This window comes from Enterobacter huaxiensis, assembly GCF_003594935.2.
Taxonomy (GTDB): domain Bacteria; phylum Pseudomonadota; class Gammaproteobacteria; order Enterobacterales; family Enterobacteriaceae; genus Enterobacter; species Enterobacter huaxiensis.
In genome coordinates this window covers 2,421,329-2,438,148 of sequence record NZ_CP043342.1, presented here as the reverse complement: position 1 = coordinate 2,438,148, position 16,820 = coordinate 2,421,329, and the positions used below count along the sequence as shown (strand labels likewise).

18 protein-coding genes and 1 pseudogene are annotated in these 16,820 nt (G+C 50.5%); 13 read left to right on the top strand and 6 right to left on the bottom strand.

Annotated elements, in window-relative coordinates:
- Positions 1-4 precede the first annotated feature (4 nt).
- Both D5067_RS11680 and D5067_RS11675 read right to left on the bottom strand, forming a co-directional pair.
- Positions 5-367, bottom strand: coding sequence for a TIR domain-containing protein (locus tag D5067_RS11680; protein ID WP_119936668.1), 363 nt, complete (start codon positions 365-367; stop codon positions 5-7).
- A 154-nt stretch (positions 368-521) separates the two neighbouring features.
- Positions 522-893, bottom strand: coding sequence for a VOC family protein (locus D5067_RS11675; RefSeq protein ID WP_119936667.1), 372 nt, complete (start codon positions 891-893; stop codon positions 522-524).
- A gap of 379 nt (positions 894-1,272) precedes the next feature.
- Here D5067_RS11675 and D5067_RS11670 point away from each other — a divergent pair, with 379 nt between their 5' ends.
- Positions 1,273-2,475: a multidrug effflux MFS transporter gene (locus D5067_RS11670; protein WP_119936666.1), complete on the top strand. Its 1,203-nt coding sequence runs from the start codon at positions 1,273-1,275 to the stop codon at positions 2,473-2,475.
- Between the two features lie 58 nt (positions 2,476-2,533).
- Here D5067_RS11670 and D5067_RS11665 read toward each other — a convergent pair whose 3' ends face one another.
- Positions 2,534-3,586 (bottom strand): LacI family DNA-binding transcriptional regulator, encoded by a 1,053-nt coding sequence (locus D5067_RS11665; RefSeq protein ID WP_119936665.1) that lies wholly within the window; start codon positions 3,584-3,586, stop codon positions 2,534-2,536.
- 222 nt (positions 3,587-3,808) lie between these two features.
- Here D5067_RS11665 and D5067_RS11660 point away from each other — a divergent pair, with 222 nt between their 5' ends.
- The 8 genes and pseudogenes from D5067_RS11660 to D5067_RS11630 all read left to right on the top strand — a co-directional run bounded on the left by D5067_RS11660 (position 3,809) and on the right by D5067_RS11630 (position 8,844).
- Positions 3,809-4,249 (top strand): PTS sugar transporter subunit IIA, encoded by a 441-nt coding sequence (locus tag D5067_RS11660; protein WP_119936664.1) that lies wholly within the window; start codon positions 3,809-3,811, stop codon positions 4,247-4,249.
- 10 nt (positions 4,250-4,259) lie between these two features.
- Positions 4,260-4,526 carry a PTS sugar transporter subunit IIB gene (locus tag D5067_RS11655; protein WP_119936663.1) on the top strand — a complete coding sequence of 89 codons (267 nt, stop codon included), beginning with the start codon at positions 4,260-4,262 and terminating at the stop codon, positions 4,524-4,526.
- A gap of 31 nt (positions 4,527-4,557) precedes the next feature.
- On the top strand, positions 4,558-5,820 hold the full coding sequence (gene ulaA, locus D5067_RS11650; protein WP_119936662.1) for a PTS ascorbate transporter subunit IIC: 1,263 nt from the start codon (positions 4,558-4,560) through the stop codon (positions 5,818-5,820).
- 22 nt (positions 5,821-5,842) lie between these two features.
- Complete coding sequence (alsE, locus tag D5067_RS11645) at positions 5,843-6,520, top strand: D-allulose 6-phosphate 3-epimerase (RefSeq protein ID WP_119936661.1); 678 nt, start codon at positions 5,843-5,845, stop codon at positions 6,518-6,520.
- Between the two features lie 131 nt (positions 6,521-6,651).
- Positions 6,652-6,780, top strand: a pseudogene (locus D5067_RS24155) (transketolase-like TK C-terminal-containing protein); the annotation flags it as partial.
- 83 nt (positions 6,781-6,863) lie between these two features.
- Complete coding sequence (locus D5067_RS11640) at positions 6,864-7,328, top strand: PTS sugar transporter subunit IIA (protein ID WP_119936660.1); 465 nt, start codon at positions 6,864-6,866, stop codon at positions 7,326-7,328.
- A gap of 55 nt (positions 7,329-7,383) precedes the next feature.
- Positions 7,384-7,695, top strand: coding sequence for a PTS fructose transporter subunit IIB (locus D5067_RS11635; protein WP_001028229.1), 312 nt, complete (start codon positions 7,384-7,386; stop codon positions 7,693-7,695).
- Between the two features lie 42 nt (positions 7,696-7,737).
- On the top strand, positions 7,738-8,844 hold the full coding sequence (locus tag D5067_RS11630) for a PTS fructose transporter subunit IIC (RefSeq protein ID WP_119936659.1): 1,107 nt from the start codon (positions 7,738-7,740) through the stop codon (positions 8,842-8,844).
- 243 nt (positions 8,845-9,087) lie between these two features.
- Here the strand turns inward: D5067_RS11630 and D5067_RS11625 are convergent, their stop codons facing one another.
- Positions 9,088-9,741 (bottom strand): LysE family translocator, encoded by a 654-nt coding sequence (locus tag D5067_RS11625; protein ID WP_119936658.1) that lies wholly within the window; start codon positions 9,739-9,741, stop codon positions 9,088-9,090.
- A gap of 203 nt (positions 9,742-9,944) precedes the next feature.
- Here D5067_RS11625 and D5067_RS11620 point away from each other — a divergent pair, with 203 nt between their 5' ends.
- Positions 9,945-10,664, top strand: coding sequence for a GntR family transcriptional regulator (locus tag D5067_RS11620; protein WP_119936657.1), 720 nt, complete (start codon positions 9,945-9,947; stop codon positions 10,662-10,664).
- Here D5067_RS11620 and D5067_RS11615 read toward each other — a convergent pair.
- Positions 10,652-11,851 carry an enolase C-terminal domain-like protein gene (locus D5067_RS11615; protein WP_119936656.1) on the bottom strand — a complete coding sequence of 400 codons (1,200 nt, stop codon included), beginning with the start codon at positions 11,849-11,851 and terminating at the stop codon, positions 10,652-10,654. The genes D5067_RS11620 and D5067_RS11615 overlap by 13 nt on opposite strands.
- 279 nt (positions 11,852-12,130) lie before the next feature.
- On the opposite strand from D5067_RS11615, the gene D5067_RS11610 reads away from it, so the two are divergent.
- Both D5067_RS11610 and D5067_RS11605 read left to right on the top strand, forming a co-directional pair.
- Entirely contained in the window at positions 12,131-13,507 is a 1,377-nt protein-coding gene (locus tag D5067_RS11610) for a PTS transporter subunit EIIC (protein WP_119936655.1), read from the top strand.
- Between the two features lie 89 nt (positions 13,508-13,596).
- Positions 13,597-14,220 (top strand): NUDIX hydrolase, encoded by a 624-nt coding sequence (locus D5067_RS11605; RefSeq protein ID WP_119936654.1) that lies wholly within the window; start codon positions 13,597-13,599, stop codon positions 14,218-14,220.
- Positions 14,221-14,229: 9 nt separating this feature from the next.
- Here D5067_RS11605 and D5067_RS11600 read toward each other — a convergent pair whose 3' ends face one another.
- Entirely contained in the window at positions 14,230-15,300 is a 1,071-nt protein-coding gene (locus tag D5067_RS11600; protein WP_119936653.1) for a LacI family DNA-binding transcriptional regulator, read from the bottom strand.
- 253 nt (positions 15,301-15,553) lie between these two features.
- Between D5067_RS11600 and D5067_RS11595 the strand changes: the two genes are divergently transcribed.
- Positions 15,554-16,819 (top strand): MFS transporter, encoded by a 1,266-nt coding sequence (locus tag D5067_RS11595; RefSeq protein ID WP_119936652.1) that lies wholly within the window; start codon positions 15,554-15,556, stop codon positions 16,817-16,819.
- Position 16,820: the final 1 nt, after the last annotated feature.

The window sequence follows — 16,820 nt, the reverse complement described above, 5'->3', positions numbered from 1 at the left end:
ATTTTTAAGCCTGAGGAATGCTGTCGACGTGATGATACACAGGTAGTCCCAGCTTACGGGCAACCTCAATGTCCATATCGGCACCTTTCGATTTACCTTCAATACGGTAAATGGCATCGCACTTTCCAATAAGCCGGTGAGCCACGGGATAGAGCATCGCCTGGCTGATTTCATCACTAACGGATGTCGAACCTGCCGCTTTTGCCAGCGGCAATGCCAGCCATTCCCCAATCACCGGAATGTGGCCACGTTGATATACCGCAAGCGCGGCGTTTTCGAGCTTTGCAAGGTTAGCGTCAATACGTTCCTGCACACCATCCGTGCCGCTGCGATAGGGGCCGGCGATTAAAATCAACTGTTGGGTCATAAATACCTCTGTAAGTGAAAATGCGTTAAATTGCACGAATAAGGATTTTCAGCCGAGAATAACGCTCACAGAACATCATAATAAGCATTGTCGTGCAAATACAAGCAAATTAGTGCAGGAAGGATTAATCGCATAACGTTACAGAGGGGTAATGCTATGAACGATCGGGTGCGTGACAAACGGCTTCGATATTATGGCCATCAGGCGCGATAACAAATGCAGCATAGTAGTTCTTGCCGTAGGACCGCAGACCCGGAGCGCCATTATCCTGTGCGCCAGCGCGAAGCGCGGCATAATAAAAATCATCGACGTGCTGACGGGTTTCGGCCACAAATGCCAGGTGAAGTGGTGAAGGTTTCTCATTCGTTTGAAAAAGACAAAGCGACACATTTCCAGAACTCATTTCAACACCGTAGTCTGCCGAGCCTTCGTCAATGATCTCGATGCCAAGGGGCCGGAGCGCGTTCAGGAAAAAGATTTTACTTTTTTCGTAATCGCTGACGCCGAATTTGAGATGGTCAAACATTCTTGATACCTGCAAATCAGTTGGGAGACAGTAAGTATAGAATCAGCGAGGAATCGCGGACGGGATCGGGGATGACCGTGTGACGGAGGTCCTAAAATCAAGCAATCAAACTATGCAGCCAAAATGGCAGAAATCGTTTCATATGATGTTAGTGCGCATAATGTATATTATGTTAAATGCAATATGGCGTAAGTTCATAAGCCACGTAGTTAAAACCTACCCGCTTTCCTCTGATTGTTTTCTGCCAGCCAGTGTTATGACTCACTGCATCATTTCATTGATGAATCTTGCTCATAGCGCTTATCCTCCACGAAGCCATTATCATCGGACCTTGATCCGTTAACATGCAGCAGTTCCCTCCTGTTACATGCGGATTACCATGTTCAATCAAAATGCACGAACGCAGTCTTTGACGGCTAAAAAAAACGGTCTGTCATTTGTTCTCATTCTCAGCGCGTTGATGGCTGTTACCTCTTTATCAACCGACATCTATCTTCCGGCTATGCCCGTCATGGCAAAAGATTTACAGGGAGATGCAGAGCTGACAATCACAGGGTTCCTTATCGGGTTTTGCATTGCGCAACTGATTTGGGGCCCTGTGAGCGATCGTTACGGGCGCCGTCTCCCGCTGTTCATCGGTTTAGGTCTATTTATTGTTGGCTCGGTGGGCTGCGCGTTATCAACGGATATCGTACAAATTGTCTTCTGGCGTGTTTTTCAGGCGTTAGGTGCCTGTACCGGTCCGATGCTGGCCCGAGCAATGATCCGTGACCTGTTTAGCCGTACTCGTGCAGCACAGATGCTTTCGACTCTGATGATCATTATGGCCATCGCCCCGATTGCCGGGCCTCTGATTGGCGGGCAAATGATTAAAGTGACCTCATGGCATGCCATTTTCTGGCTGCTGGCAATTATCGGAACATTAATGCTCATCTCTTTATTCTGGTTGCCGGAGACTTTACCTGCTGAAAAACGCTCGCAAGCCTCCGTAAACAAAGCCTTTCACAACTACTATGCCTTGCTCACCAACGCCCGATACATGCGGTTCACTTTGTGCCTGACGTTCTACTACGTCGCGGCCTACGCCTTTATCACAGGCTCTCCGTTTGTGTACATCACGTACTTCGGCGTTGACCCGCAGCATTACGGTTGGCTGTTTGCAGTAAACATTGTTGGATTAATGGCCGTGAGCATGGTCAACAGACGCCTGGTTCACCGCTATCCTCTGGAAACTTTGCTCAAGAATGCCGTCTTTATCGCCACTATTGCGGCTATGGTGCTGGCGATCACCACCGGCCTGGGCGTAGGTGGAATTACCGTGATTGTTGGCGCTGTGTTTGTGTTCTTCTCTATGAACGGCATTATCGCTGCTACGTCCACGGCTTGCGCACTTGACGCAGTTCCTAATCTTGCAGGTTCAGCATCTGCTCTGATGGGTGCGTTGCAATACGGAAGCGGCATCATCTCTTCACTACTTCTCGCCCTGCTCAGTGACGGCACACCATGGACGATGGGCTGGATAATTGGATTGTTTACGGCGGCCAGTGCCTTGATGGCATTAACTTTTAAGGCAAAAAAATAGCGTTATACCCGTTGCCAAAGACAAGACCACCCTTCCCTCTTATCTTACACCCGGAACTCTACTGTTTTCTGGTGCTGGCGCGAACTTGCAGAGTAGAGGGTAATTCTATGGCTCTGTCTGTGGATGTGCCATCCAGTAGATCAAGCAATGTTTTTCCTGCGACAGTTCCCGTTTCACTCCATGGGAATTCGACCGCAGTGAGAGCCGGTGAGCAAACTGCAGCGAGGGTACCACCGCTCAAGCTTGCCAATGCCAGGGCGTTGGGCACTTTTTGCCCCGTACCGTGGCAGGCCATAATGCAGCCGCAGGCAATTTCATCCGATGTGCAAATCAACGCATCCAACTCAGGCCAGGTGATACGAATATCGCCCAGCAGATTTAAACCGGTTGTAATACCTGCAGGGAGATGAGAGGTCACTACGCGATGTGGTGAGTGGTTAAGGGAGATCATTGCACTGTTCCAACCGCTCAGTACCTGGCGAAACATAATGTTATTGGCGGCAGTGCAGAGCAGGCCGATATTTTTGTATCCGGCCTGAACAAGCGATGTGACCAGCTTTTTGATGGCCGCAGCGTAGTCAACACCAATGCTGACCCAGCTTGCATCGCGATTGATGGCACCAATCTCAACTACCGGCACACCCGTGTTACTTATCATTTGCGAACAACTGCTGATGTTATCAATATTGAACTGGACAATAGCAGCCGGGTTGTAAGCGAGCATCTGCGCAAACGCATTTTCTTCACTCTGTCCACCCTGGCCGGACTCGATAAACATCATGCTGTAGCCCTGGGTCGCGAGCACGGTCTGCAGTGTTTCGGAGACAGCAAGAAAGCCCGGAGAGGAAAAAGAAGGCACCACACCCATCACCAGGCTGGAGTCAGCAGAGGCAAGGCTACGGGCCTGCAGATTTGGCACATAGCCCAGCTCGCTTACCGCTGCTTCGATGCGTGTGCGCAGTTCAGGATTCACTTTTTCAGGCATGCGTAACGCGCGTGACACGGTCATCGTGCTAACGCCGACCAGTTTTGCCACTTCAGCGAGCGTAATTTTACCCGTGTTTTTCCTGCGTTTTTCTCTCGCGCTATCGTCCGCTTCTAACGTCTGCACTGATGTCCTCCTTTTGCCTGACTGGGCAGCCATTGTAAATGATGTTTGGCATTTTGCGCATTGCCCAACTGCAAAGTAATGATAAGTATGGGCAACAAAGTTAGCGGTAACAAGAATTTTAACATTATCGCCATGTTAGCGCTAACTTTGAGATACAGATCACGGTAACTCGCGAAGATATTCCACTATAGTAAGCTCACTTTCAACGCTATCGGGGTATTTATGATTAGGACCTGGTTACCAACGGAAAATATCCAGATTGTGGATTCAGTCAGCAACTGGAAACAGGCAATTACGTTATCGGCCCAACCCTTGTTGGCGAAAGAGACGATTACTGAAGATTATATTCAGGCCATTTTTAACAGCCACGAAAAACTTGGTCCTTATTATGTTTTAGCGCCTGGCCTGGCGATGCCTCATGCTCGCCCGGAGCAAGGGTCTATAAAAAATGGGCTATCGCTTTTACATATTAAACAAGGCGTTTCTTTTGATGCGGAAGAAAATGACCCTATTTACGTCGTGATTATGCTTTGTGCGCTTTCGGGAGATGAGCACATCAATATGATTACAGCCCTGGCAGACATTTTTAGTGATGATGAACGACTCTCAGCACTGCTGAAAGCATCATCAATGGAAGCAATTCAAGCCGTTATCAACGTATAGTGAGGTAGAGATGAAAAAGGTTCTGATTGTTTGTGGTAACGGTTTAGGTAGCAGCTTTATCGTTGAGATGAATGTGAAAAAAATCATTAAAGAGCTGAATAAAGAAGCAGAGGTTTCCCATACCGATCTGACTTCAGCCAAAAGTGAAATTGCCGATATTATTCTTAGCGCCAAAGATATAGCTGAACATCTATCCAGCCATTCTGCACGGGTATTTGGCTTATCGAATCTGCTGGATAACAATAAGATTAAAGAAATCCTTTCTGAAAATCTCTGATTAATTATTTGCGGCCCTACGGAGTCATTCTATGCTGCAGTTTATTATTCATGATGTGCTGGGCACACCAGCAATACTGGTCGGTCTGTTTTCCCTGATCGGCTTATTATTGCAGAAAAAAGCCTTTTCCGACGTTATTTCCGGAACCCTCAAAACCATTATGGGTTTTGTGATATTAACATCCGGAGCGGCGATTATCGCCACGACATTAACGACTTTTAGCCAGCTTTTTGAACACTCATTCCATATTCAGGGGGTCGTACCCAACACTGACGCCATGGCGGCACTGGCGCAGAAAAACTACGGTACCGCGACGGCAATGATCATGGTGCTGGGGATGTTGTTTAACATTGTCCTTGCCCGTATTACGCCACTGAAGTACATCTTCCTGACGGGGCACCACACGCTATATATGTCGGCGATGCTGGCTGTCATCCTCTCTGTCGGCGGTCTGTCGCCGTTCTGGGTAGTACTGGTGGGAGCGGTGATCCTCGGCATCATGATGGTGGTCTCTCCGGCCATTCTGCAGCCGTTTACCCGCAAAATAACCGGTACCGATGACCTGGCGCTGGGTCACTTTGGTTCAACCGGCTATCTGCTGTCAGCGCTGGTGGGGAAAGCGATCGGTAAAGGCAGTCCGTCGATTGAAGAGCTGAAGGTGCCGAAATCGCTGAACTTCCTGCGTGATTCCTCGGTGGCCATCTCGCTGACGATGATGATCTTGTTTGTGATTCTGGTGCTGGTAGCAGGCAAAGAGTTTGTTGAGACCAGCATCAGTGGTGGTCAGAACTTTATCATCTTCGCCATTATCCAGTCGCTGACCTTCGCGGCAGGCGTGTGGATCATCCTTGCGGGCGTTCGCATGATCATCGCCGAAATTGTTCCGGCCTTTAAAGGCATCGCCGACAAGCTGGTGAAAGACGCCAAACCGGCGCTCGACTGCCCTACTGTCTTCCCGTTTGCTCCGAACGCGGTGATCGTCGGATTTCTTTCAAGCTTTGCCGCCGGTCTGGTGAGTATGTTCCTGTGCCCACTGTTTGGTTTGAGCGTCATTGTTCCTGGACTGGTGCCGCACTTCTTCTGCGGCGCGACGGCAGGCGTTTACGGCAACATCTGCGGTGGTCGTCGCGGTGCGGTGGTAGGGGCATTCGCTCACGGTCTGTTGATTTCATTCTTGCCTGCAATTTTGCTGCCTCTTATGGGCGACCTGGGCTTTGCATCCACCACCTTTGGTGATGCGGACTTCGGCGTTGTTGGCATCATCCTTGGGCACGTCGTGTCACTGTTTAACTAATTAATTCTTTTGGAGATAAGGTATGGCAGCTAAATTTTCGCCCTCGTTAATGTGCATGGATTTAACACAGTTCAGAGAGCAGATTACGGCAATGAACGGTCGGGCTGATTTTTATCACGTCGATATTATGGATGGTAGCTATGTGAAAAACATTACGCTGTCACCGTTCTTTATCGAGAACCTGAAGAAAATTACCGATGTGCCGATTGATGTGCACCTGATGGTAAATCACCCGGAAGATATTATTCCAATGTGCATTGATGCAGGGGCCGATATTATCAGCTTCCATCCGGAGACAGCGAATAACAAAATATTTCGTCTGTTGAACCAGATTAAAGATGCGGGTCGCCGCTGCGGCGTGGTGTTGAATCCTGCTACTCCGGCTGATGCTATCAAGGAGTACGCGCACTTGCTGGATAAAGTGACCGTCATGTCGGTTGATCCAGGCTACGCGGGGCAGAAGTTTATTCCGGAATCACTTAACAAAATCAAACAGCTGATTGCTATGCGCAAAGCAAATGGTTACCACTACCTGACCGAAATTGACGGCTCCTGCAACGAGAAAACCTTCAATGTCATTTCCCGGTCGGGTGTTGACGTCTTTATCGTGGGAACCTCGGGCCTGTTCTCCCTGGCGGATAATGTCAGCGATGCATGGGATAAAATGGTCGATATCTACCAGCGCGAAGTCGCTGCTTAAAATTGCAGCGCGCTCAGCCGTATTGAGCCATTGTGCAGGGCAAAGAGTCTATTTAACCGGTCTGTCTCTTTGCCCTCACGTTTGATTTATACGGTTGAGGGCGCTGTAACCCTTTTATATCGGGAGCGCCCTGGTTCAAATACGTGGGCCTGAGCGGCGCTATCGTCGGCATGACCACCTTTGGTGAGTCTGCGCCAGCTGAGCAGCTGTTAGAAGAGTATGGCTTCACCATCGAAAACGTCGTCGCGCAAGCAAAAGCATTTTATAAACGCCCTTATATCAGTGCGCATCGAGACAAGCCCACTGATACTCAATCATTAAATTATATTAACGAAGGTAACCTATGGACATTTCGAGTGTACTTAATGTAAAAAATATCAAATTGAACATGATGGCTAAGAGTAAAGAAGAAGCAATTGAAGAGTTAGCTGAATTATTAGTAAGTGATGGGGCTGTCATTAATAAAGATGTTTTCCTGAAAGATGTTTGGTTACGCGAGGAACAGGGTTCCACTGGATTCGAAAATCATATTGCGATCCCGCATGGGAAATCCTCGGGAGTAACCCGTACTGCACTGGCGATTGGACGAACCCAGCATCAGATCCCCTGGGAAACAATGGACGGTAGCGATGTTCGCTGCATTATTTTATTTGCTGTTTCTCTGGTTGATCAAAATGCCACCCACATCCGATTGTTATCACAGGTTTCAGGTTCGCTTGCCGATGAAGAGATAGTACAGAAATTACTGAAGGAAAATTCCCCTCAGAAAATTATTGATCTTTTGAACGCTGAAGAAGCTAGCGCTTAACTTAATTATCACAGTCATCATTGCATCGAAAACTATCAAACACCGGAGTATAGTTATGAATATTGTTGGAATTACAGCTTGCACTGTAGGCATTGCACACACCTATATTGCGCAAAAGAAAATTGAAATAGCAGCAAAAAAAGCCGGGCACAATGTCAAAATTGAAACGCAAGGCACTATAGGTATCGAGAATGCCTTAACCGCTGAAGAAATCGCACAAGCCGATATCGTCCTGTTAGCCGCCGATGTAAAAGTTTCCGGTGAAGAACGATTCGCGGGAAAGAAAGTCGTGAAAGTACCAACGGAAATGGCGGTTAAATCACCTAATAAACTTATCGAAAAACTCGGTGAATTAGTAAATTCATAACACTTACCTGTGCGTATCCTATAAAATTAAAGGGCGTAATTTATGAATATAAAAGAAATATGGAAGGCAGCAAACCCTAAAGGTCATCTGCTGACTGCTATCTCATTCTTGATTCCGATTGTCTGTGGTGCTGGGTTTATTATTGCCATCGGTATGGGTTTTGGGGGGACGGTTCAGGACACTTTAGTATCGGGTCAATTTGATCTGTGGCAGGCCTTCGCGACCATGGGGGCTAAGGCGCTCGGACTATTACCCATCGTTATCGCCATCGGGATTTCCGGCTCGATCGCGGGTAAGCCCGGTATTGCTCCAGGTTTTGTTGTAGGTCTGGCGGCTAACGCTATAGGTGCGGGTTTTATCGGTGGGATGCTCGGCGGCTACATTTCCGGATATATTGCACTTGCTATCATTAAAAATGTGAAGGTTCCTGACTGGGCTCGAGGTTTAATGCCTACACTGATTGTGCCATTTTTTGCATCCACTATCAGTGCTCTGCTCATGGTCTATATCATCGGTACGCCGATCGGTATTTTCACCGATGCTCTTACATCGTTCCTGAGAAGTATGGGAACTTCATCTAATTTACTGTTAGGTGCAGTTATTGGGGCATTGTGTATTGTTGACTTTGGCGGACCGATCAACAAAACTTGCTTCGCATTCGTTTTAACGCTTCAGGCACAGGGAATAAATGAGCCAATTACTGCCCTTCAGCTTGTTAACACGGCAACACCTATCGGTTTTGGGCTTGCATTTTTCATCGCCAAAGTTCTTCGCAAAAACATCTATCATAATGAAGAAATCGAAATGTTAAAATCGGCAGTTCCTATGGGGGTTGTGAATATTGTTGAAGGTTCTATACCTATAGTGATGAATGATATCGTTCGAGGTATTGCTGCTGCTGCAATTGGCGGCGCTTGTGGTGGTGCAATCACCATGGTATATGGTGCAGATGCAACGGTACCTTTTGGGGGTATATTGATGATCCCAACAATGTCAAATCCAATGGCGGGTATTATGGCGTTGTTAGTTAATATAGTAGTAACGGCAACCGTCTACGCCGTCATCAAAAAAGATGTCCCTCGTGATGTTGTTATCAACAATGATCATGAAGAGGAAGAGATCAACCTCGACGATATCAAGATTAGTTAAGTACAGTCATAACAGCATCCAGGCTGGAAATAACCAGCCAGATACATTCTGAGCATAGGTAAGAGATGCAGATATATACCTGCATCTCTTACGGAAAGAAAAACACAACAGCTGGATGATAACGTCATGCAAACTGTAAAACTAAACAAGGATATTGAAATGCCCCTGCTGGGCGTAACCGCTGATTGCTTTTCTGATAGCAAGTGTTTAAAGCGGACGCCGGGTTGACCGCTTCGGTAAAACTTAACTGGCAGATTTCGGTACTACGCCCGCCCCGCTAAACAGCATGCGGATACCGAGGCCAATCATGACAACCCCTGTAAATCGTTCCTGCCATTTGATAACGCTAGGGTGTTTACCTAGCCAGTTTCCAAATGTTCCTGATGCCATCGCAACCGATCCCAGGGAAACAATTCCAGCCAGCTTTTGGACGCTGCCCAGAACAAGCAATTGCAGCCAGACAGGGCCCGCGGCGGGATCGACAAACTGAGGAAGAAAAGCAAACATGAAAAGCAGGGATTTTGGGTTAGTCAGGCTGTTCAGAGCCCCTTCCTTAACGGCACTCCAGTCAGAAATTTTTGCAGTTTTTCGCAGGCGCGTATCAGTACCCGATGTCAGAATCATTTTTACGCCTAACCACACCAGATAGCCCGCCCCAGCCCACCTTAGCAGATCTAGCGCAACTGGCCAGGCATGAACAACGGTGACCAGCCCCAGGACAAGAAACGAAACTTGCACAAAACCTGCTACAAAGACATTTCCCAATACCGTAAGCAGCGCAATTCGTCTTCCCTGACCGACCCCTCTGGCGATAGTCAGCATCATGTCTGGCCCGGGAGAGATCTCCAGAAGCGTCAGCGCGAGAAGGAAAGTTATAAAGGTTTCGATGGAAGGCATCTTGGTCGAGTCAGAAAAAATATTTCCGCTACGTTACCTCAGTCCGATTCAAGCCGAAAGCGAAATATACTGCAGCATCCGCGCCTGGTTACATTAGAGCAGAGCGCAGCGAATTATCAGCGCCCTCCCCGGCTTTTCATCCCTTTCCCTTGAATGATAGTCTTAGCGCACGGGCAGTGATTGATTTCATTCAGGTAAACGTCATGAAGAAAAAAGAGTTTGTAACCCAGGATCTGCTCAGCAAAATTTACCAGCAGACCACGCCCGGGCCACGCAGATTACCGCCGGAAAGGCAGCTCGCCCAGGAGTACGGCGTGTCCCGCTCGACTATCCGCGAGGCGCTGGAAAAACTGGTCAACATTGGCGTGGTGCGAATTGTCCAGGGATCGGGTACGTGGATTAACGAACAGGCGCGCGCTAACCCGCTGGTGTACAACTCCATTACTGAAAAACGCTTCGACCAGATCCGCTACCGGATGATTAGCCTGCATAAGAAGCGCCCCGATCGCGCAGCACAGCAGATTTTTGGCATCGATGAAGAGAGTTTCATCTGGCATTTCTGTCGATTGCGCTATGTAGACGATGCGCCTGTACAGCTGGAAATCTCCAGCATGCCGGTGGCGGAATTTCCGGATCTAAATCAGCAGGCAATTGAGCGATCCATCCAGCAGTACGTGCTGAGCAAAGGGCTAACCATTTCTCATATGCTCACCACCTACCGCGCCGTGAGCGTGAATCGGGAACAGGCGGCCATACTGGGCTGCAAGAAAGGCAGCCCGGCAATGCACATTACTAATCGCGGAATTCTCGACGGCGGCCAGGTGTTCGAGGTCAGCGATATCATTGATATCAACTATAACTGTACCTACGTTATCCCCTATAACCGCGACAACTTAACCTGGCGTCAGAATCAAGGGGTGTGAATGGCGCCGTCCGGCAGGCGGCTTTGCGTCCATTCATGTGGCCGATAGACAACCGGATGCGCCAGCGCCAGCGCTTCATTAAACCCTACCCCCGTTCCCGCGTTCACCGGCGGATAAACGAAACCGTCTTTAACAAAGGGCGCGCCGGGGAATATTTTATCCGTCATCTCCGAGCGTGGAATGAATTCCTGAATGGCCGCATTGTGCAGGTGGATATTGAGATGCGTGTTCACCGCGACGCCAATCGGCGTCATATCGCCAGGGCCATGCCAGGCAAGGCGTACGCCAAAAGCCTGGCAGAAATGAGCCAGCTTGAGCGCCGGGGTGATCCCGCCAATTTGCGATACATGACAGCGAATGAAATCGATACGTCGGTTTACGATAAGGTCATGCCATTCGGCCGGATTATTGAAAAGCTCCCCCATTGCCAGCGGAACGCAGCTTTGCTGGCGTACCTGCTCCAGCCAGGGGCTCTGCTGCGGGGACAAAATATCTTCGATAAAGTAAGGCTGATACGGCTCAAGCTGTTTTGCCAGCTGCACGGCCTGCTGCGGGAACAAACGCTCGTGGACGTCGTGCAAAATATTAAGCTTCCAGCCGTATTTCTCACGCAGCGCGCGAAACATCTCGACGGTGTTGCGCATGTACTCTTGCTGATCGAACCATGCTCCCGGGGTAGGATCTTCAGGCGCGTGAAGGTCGGACGGCGTGCCGCCGTAAAAGCCAAGCTGGCAGCGAATATGGCGATAGCCTTGCGCAATCAGCGAGTCTACGGCGCTGAACAGCTGCTCCAGCGTTTCGCCACTGGCGTGCGTGTAAGCCGGGATCGCGTCGCGGGATTTGCCGCCAAACAGCTGATACAACGGCATTCCAGCAATCTGACCTTTGATGTCCCACAGCGCCATATCAACGCCTGAAATCGCGTTATTCATGGCCGGGCCGTTGCGCCAGTATGCGTTGACGTTCATCATCTGCCAAAGATCTTCGATGTTGTTCGCGTCGCGGCCCGTGAGCAACGGTTTTAAGTACTCATCAACCAGCGTCTTTACCGCCAGCGGCCGCTGCTGAAACGTCGCGCAGCCATGCCCCGTGACGCCCCGATCCGTTGTGACACGCACCGTTACCAGATTGTGTCTGTCCGGACGAGTAATAAAACATTCGATATTTTTGATGATCGCAGGCGTCACGAAATAACTCCTTTACTGCACTGTGGGAAGACAATATGGCGAATATCATCCCCCTAAAATTGAGGACGGGTAAACCCTTTTTTCCATTATTTATTTTGGTCTGATATTTGTTTAAATATCCCGTATAAATCATACCAATTAAGGCGAATAACCGTTTCTCAATCCCAAAAGACTAGCCTTTGTGAGCCACGTCAAAATTTATTGGTTTGTTTTGTAAGTCGGGTTTAATTATCCTTCAGGGCAACATTAAAACGACAACAACACCTGGCAGGAGTCTTTATGGGGACGCAAGAAGCCATCAATAATATTATTCGTCTGGTCGGTGGACAGGGGAATATTAATAAAGTCTGGCACTGCATGACGCGGCTGCGCTTCGATTTAATTGATGATAATAAAGTAGATCAAAATGAGATAAAAAAACTGCCCGGCGTGCTGGGCGCGCAGCTCCAGAGCGACCAGTTTCAGGTCATTATCGGACCAAAGGTGAACAGCTGGTACGAACAGATGCTTGACGTTCTGGGTACTGAAACCGCTTCGGATACCGCCGTGCCGAAAGGACGCAAGAGCCTGATATCGTTGTTTATGGATACGGTGTCCGGCGTCTTCGGCCCAATCGTACCAGCGATTGCCGGCGCCGGGATGATCAAAGGTTTGCTGGCCGGGTTAATCGCGCTGAAAGTGGTATCCGCAAAAAGCGAAACGGTCATGATTATCGACCTTATCGCCAGCGGCGTTTTTTACTTCCTGCCGTTTTTCCTTGCGGTATCCGCGGCGAAAATCTTCAAAACGAACGAATATCTGGCGGCGGCCATCGCGGCCTGCCTGATGTATCCATCGCTGATTGATGCCGCAAAGGCCCTGGCGACGCACCAGGAAGGCGCGGTCAGCGCGCTCTGGCTGCTCAATGCGATCCCGGTCTCCGTGTTTAACTATTCCGCCAGCGTGATTCCGGTGATTTTCTCGATCCTCGCCCTGAGCTATATCCACCGCTGGGTGGACAGCATCATGCCGGACGTGCTGAAAACGGTCTTCACCCCTACCCTAACCCTGTTTATCGGCGCGCTGGCAGCCCTCGTCGTGATTGGGCCAATTGGCATTTGGTTAGGCAAAGGGCTGGCGTTATTTATTGAAGGGTTGTTCAGCGTGTCGGCAAGCTTTGCCGGGCTGATTGTTGGCGCGATTCGACCGGTGGCAATCCTGACGGGCATGCACCACGCCATGACGCCCATCGCCCTGCAGAACTTCAGCGATCGCGGCTACGACATGCTGATGCCAATGATGTTTATGGCGAATATGGCCATTGCGGGTGCGACGTTCGCTATCTGGCGCTTGAGTAAAAATCGCCAGGAAAAAACCGTCACGCTGTCAGCCGCCATCTCCGCCCTGCTGGGAATTACCGAACCGGCGCTGTTTGGCGTACTGACGCGCTATAAAAAGGCCTTTATTGCCGCCACGGTTGCCAGCTCCCTGGCCTCAGCGTTTATCGCCTTCTTCGGCGTGCGGATTTACGGTTATATCCTGTCGAGCATTTTCAGCCTGCCGGCCTACATCGGGCCATACTTTATGTTTGCGCTCGCAGGCGTGGCGATAGCGCTGGTTCTGTCTTTCGCCTTAACCACCCTGCTCGTGGGTAAAGAACAGGCTAAACAGGAGTAGTCCGACGCCCCTGGCCATTACAAATCCCTGATTTTACTGGTACGGTTGTCTGCAGATGGGATCTCCACTCTGCAGACACAGGTGAAAAAATGTCCGACACGCTGAAAGATATTGATATCAACATCCTCGCTCAGAAGCTTAACGCCATCGCCCAGACCGGGCTGACCTACTCAAAAGATGTGTTCGATCAGGAACGGTATGAAACGCTCCGGCAAATCGCCTGCGACCTGTTCCGCTCCCGATTCAACGTCGATGACGGTACGCTTAACCACGTCTCCGAGTCGGGCTACGCGACACCGAAGAGCGACGTTCGCGCCTTTATCGTTCGCGACGGCAAGATCCTGATGGTTAAAGAAGCTGACGATGGTAAATGGAGTTTACCCGGCGGCTGGGCCGATGTCGGTGATACCCCGTCCGCAGCCGTCTGCCGTGAGGTAGAAGAAGAGACGGGACTGCGCGTTAAGGTCACAAAGCTGTTGGGCGTCTGGGACCGCAATCTGCATGGTCACCCTCCACTTCCCTGGCACGTCTACAAGCTCATTTTCCTGTGCGAGGAGATCGGCGGCAGCCTGGCCATCAGCCATGAATCTACCGATATTGGGTTCTTCGACATTAATGACCTACCCGAGCTTTCGCTCACGCGCGTCGTGCCGGAAGAGCTGACCGTAAGCATGGATATTGCCACCACGGATAGTCCTACCTGGTTTGACTAAGCCCCGGGGCTACAGTTTCTCAACCAGAGATTTTAGCTGCGCGATGAGCTGCTCATTATCTTCTACAGCTTCACCCGCGACGGCCCACGTTGACTGACGGACTACCAGTCGCGTGGGCAGAAGCTCGCGGATGCGCATCTGCGGTGCGTCCACCTGCTGAATTAACAGCTCAACGGCCCGTTTTCCCAGCGTGTTAAAATCCTGCGCCACGGTCGTCAGCGGCGGCTGGAAATAGAGGCTGTCCGCCGTATCGTCATAGCCGGTGACGGAAATTGCCCGGCTTCCCGTGCGGTTGAGCTGCGCCAGGGCGCTCAGAACGCCCAGCGCCATTTGATCGTTCGCCACGACGATCGCCGAAATGCGCGGATACTGATGCAGCAGCTCGAAAGCCTTACGCCAGCCGCTGGCGGCACTCCAGTCGCCAAAGACGGTCACCGCATTGCTCACGCCGTGCCGATGGAGCGCCTCACGCCAGCTGCTCAGGCGCATACGTGCTGATACCGAGCTCTCGGGCCCGGCCAGCAACCCGAAATGCCGATGCCCCAGCGCCCAAAGGTGGCTGACGCACGCGCCGCAGCCCTCATGATGATCGAAGCGTACGCAGCTAACGTTGGTCTCCGGTGAAATATCCAAAAACAGGCAGCAAATATCAGGATTCTCACTGACCAGCTTCTCGGCAATGCTCCCTTCCAGCGGCAGGTTGATAATCGCACCGCGAATGTTCTGCGCGCGGAACTCGTTGAGACGAGCCTGAAGCGAGTCGTAGTCGGCCATCGCAGGCATCGCAATAGCCACCTCAAGCTGGCGCGTGCTGGCGTGGCTTTTTATCGCAGCCGCGATTTGGGAAGGCGCATGCAGGGTTAAGGAGGCGGTTATCAACCCGATCGAAGGTGCAGATTTTCCCGCCAGCAGCTGTGCAGAGCGGTTAGGCACATAGTGTAAGGCCTGCATCGCCCGGATAACCTTCTCGCGGGTGCGCTCAGAAACCACGTGGGGTTTATTAAGCACGCGTGAGACGGTCTGTTCTGAAACGCCCGCTTCGCGAGCCACATCTTCGAGGGTTGCCGTGCGGCGCTGCATCACACTTTCCTTAACTCATAAGTAACAATGTCGTTCGCTAACATTCTATGTCGATAAAACGACAAAATGACACCGTTAGGGTGGTGTTTCGTGATCGTTAATAAATTTCAAAACCCACATCGTTGCGGGCCAAGAGAAAATATCTGATAAATCGTCCATATTGTCAGGCGAATGACATTTGCCGCCGGGCAGCAGATACGCCAATGCAATCGCTCTTCCACACCTGAAGGCATAACAATATGGAACAGTCGCAATGAAACTCTCTGAACTGGCCCCCAAAGAACGGCATAACTTCATTTACTTTATGCTGTTCTTTTTCTTCTACTACTTCATTATGTCTGCCTATTTCCCCTTTTTCCCGGTCTGGCTGGCGGACGTTAACCATCTCACCAAAACAGAGACGGGCATTGTTTTCTCCTCAATTTCGCTGTTTGCGATTATCTTCCAGCCAGTGTTTGGTTTGATTTCCGATAAGTTGGGGTTGCGCAAGCATCTGCTCTGGACCATTACGATCTTACTGATTCTGTTTGCCCCCTTCTTTATATTTGTATTATCGCCGCTGCTGCAGATGAATATTTTCGCGGGCGCGCTGGCGGGCGGGATCTATCTGGGGGTCGTTTTCTCAAGCGGCTCCGGCGCGGTGGAAGCCTATATTGAGCGCGTCAGCCGCGCTAACCGTTTTGAATATGGAAAAGTGCGCGTCTCAGGCTGTGTGGGCTGGGCGCTGTGTGCGTCAATCACCGGCATTCTCTTTGGTATCGATCCTAACATCACCTTCTGGATCGCCTCCGGGTTCGCCCTGGTGCTCGGCGTGCTGCTGTGGATGTCAAAGCCTGAAGGCAGTAACAGCGAGCTTGTCATCGACGCGCTGGGTGCGAACCGGAAGGCATTCTCAATGCGCACCGCGGCCGAACTGCTGCGCATGCCGCGCTTCTGGGGATTTATCGTCTATGTTGTGGGCGTGGCCAGCGTCTATGACGTCTTCGACCAGCAGTTTGCTAACTTCTTTAAGGGCTTTTTCTCCAGCCCGCAGCGCGGAACCGAAGTGTTTGGTTTTGTCACGACCGGAGGGGAATTACTGAACGCGACCATTATGTTCTTCGCCCCCGCTATCGTAAACCGAATTGGCGCGAAGAACGCCCTGCTTGCCGCAGGCGTGATTATGTCGGCACGTATTTTAGGTTCGTCATTTGCCTCTTCGGCCGTCGAAGTGGTGATTCTGAAAATGCTGCACATGTTTGAACTGCCGTTCCTGCTGGTCGGGACGTTCAAATACATCTCCTCCGCCTTTAACCCTAAGCTGTCGGCAACGCTGTTCTTAATCGGCTTCAACCTGTCGAAACAGCTGTCGGGCGTTGTATTATCGGCGTGGGTCGGACGGATGTATGACACCGTGGGCTTCCACCAGGCCTATCTTGTCCTGGGCTCTATTACACTGAGCTTTACCGTCATTTCCCTGTTCACGCTTAAAGGCAGTAAAACCTTGCTGCCAGCCTCGGAATTCAAGAGCGCGACGTAAC